The sequence below is a fragment of the Acidimicrobiia bacterium genome, from assembly GCA_035948415.1.
Taxonomy (GTDB): domain Bacteria; phylum Actinomycetota; class Acidimicrobiia; order IMCC26256; family PALSA-555; genus PALSA-555.
This window is the reverse complement of the sequence record DASZJD010000038.1, coordinates 1-1,769: the sequence shown is the minus strand read 5'-3', so window position 1 is coordinate 1,769 and position 1,769 is coordinate 1. Positions and strand designations below refer to the sequence as shown.

4 protein-coding genes are annotated in these 1,769 nt (G+C 76.8%); all 4 read right to left on the bottom strand.

Annotated elements, in window-relative coordinates:
• On the bottom strand, positions 1-487 hold a 487-nt coding region (locus tag VG869_05785), incomplete at its 3' end, for a thiamine phosphate synthase (protein ID HEV3450699.1).
• Positions 481-1,251 (bottom strand): thiazole synthase, encoded by a 771-nt coding sequence (locus VG869_05780; GenBank protein HEV3450698.1) that lies wholly within the window; start codon positions 1,249-1,251, stop codon positions 481-483. The genes VG869_05780 and VG869_05785, both read right to left, overlap by 7 nt.
• Positions 1,252-1,452 carry a sulfur carrier protein ThiS gene (gene thiS, locus VG869_05775; protein ID HEV3450697.1) on the bottom strand — a complete coding sequence of 67 codons (201 nt, stop codon included), beginning with the start codon at positions 1,450-1,452 and terminating at the stop codon, positions 1,252-1,254.
• Positions 1,452-1,769: FAD-dependent oxidoreductase (locus tag VG869_05770; GenBank protein ID HEV3450696.1), on the bottom strand; the 318-nt coding region annotated here is incomplete at its 5' end. The genes VG869_05770 and thiS, both read right to left, overlap by 1 nt.

Genomic DNA, 1,769 nt, shown 5'->3' with positions numbered 1-1,769 from the left:
GGCACCGCCCGGCGTTCGACGCCGTGACGCCACCCAGCGCGTACACCGGCAGCGGCGGGTCGCCGAGCGCCGATTCGCCGAGCGTGGGGCCGTAGCCGGGCTTCGACGCCGACGCGAAGATCGGGGAGAGCGTGGCGTAGGCGCAGCCCTCTGCGGCGGCGTCCGCCAGCTCGACGACGCGGTGGCACGAACGCCCCACGAGCGCCGGGCGAGGGGTCGGGAACGGGTCGTCGGCGGCCAGGTGCACGCCGTCGGCGGCGGCCGCCCCGCCCGACGCGACGAGCAGGGTCCCGGCGACGGGCCGCAGCACCGCCGCGAGCGTGGCCGCGAGCGCGGCCCGGGCCGCCGCGGGCAGGTCCTTCTCGCGGAGGACGACGGCGCGCGCGCCGCCCGCGACGGCGTCGCCGACGACCTCGACGAGCGGACGGCCGGGCGTCTGGGTCCGGTCCGTCAGCAGGAGGAGGCGGTGCTCGATCCGGGTCACCACTCGGGTCGGCCCTCCCACGGCGTGGACGCCTCGGCGTAGAGGCGGCGGGGGATGCGACCGGCGAGGTGCGCCAGCCGCCCGGCCTCGACCGCGCGGCGCATGGCCTCGGCCATCTGCGCCGGCTCCCGGGCCCGCGTCACCGCCGAGGCGAGGAGCACGCCGTCACAGCCCAGCTCCATGGCCAGCGCGGCGTCGGAGGCGGTGCCGATCCCAGCGTCGAGGATCACCGGCACCTCGGTCTGCTCCCGGATGATGGCCAGGTTGTACGGGTTACGGATCCCCATGCCGCTCCCGATCGGCGCCCCGAGCGGCATCACCGCGGCGCAGCCGAGCCCGGCCAGGCGCGCCGCGGTGACCGGGTCGTCGTTCGTGTACGGCAGGACGACGAACCCGTCGTCGAGGAGCTGCTCGGCCGCGGTGAGGAGCTCGACCGGGTCCGGCAGCAGGGTGCGCTCGTCGGCGATCACCTCGAGCTTGATCCAGTTGGTCTCGAACGCGTCGCGGGCCAGCCGCGCCGTGAGGACCGCCTCCCGGGCCGTGAAGCACCCCGCGGTGTTCGGCAGCGTGCGCACGCCGGTGCGCTCGAGCACGTCGACGACCGAGCCGGTCGCGGTCGGGTCCAGGCGCCGCAGCGCGACCGTGACCATCTCGGCGCCGGCGGCGACGATCGCGCGCTCCAAGGAGTGGAGGCTCGGCGCGCCACCGGTCCCGAGGATGAGCCGAGACGACAGCGTGGTGCCGGCGATGACGAGGGGGTCGTCCACTCAGCCTCCCTGCGCCGCCCGCAGCACCTCGACCCGGTCCCCGGGCCGGAGGGCGGTGGCCGACCACGCGCGGCGCGGCACCACGGCCTCGTTCACGGCCACGGCGACGCCCCGGGGATCGCGACCCAGCAGCGCGACGAGGCTGGCCACCGTGGCGTCGGCGTCGACCTCGGTCACGGCCCCGTTGACGGTCAGGCCGATCACGAGAACCGATCCGCGGTGAACGGGGCCGTCACCGGTGCTCCTCGGCTGCCGACCGCCAGGTCGGCGACGGCGTCGGCGGTGACCGGCGTGAGCAGGATCCCGTTGCGGAAGTGGCCGGTGGCGACCAGGACGTCGGCGCGGCCGGGCACGGCGCCGATGATCGGCGCGTTGTCGGGGGTGCCGGGCCGGAGGCCGGCGCGGGCCTCGGCGAGCTCGAGCTCGCTGACGCCGGGCAGCAGCTCGGACGCAGCGTCGAGCAGCTCGCGCACGGCGCCGGCGGTGACGCGGGTGTCGAAGCCGCGCTCCTCGACCGT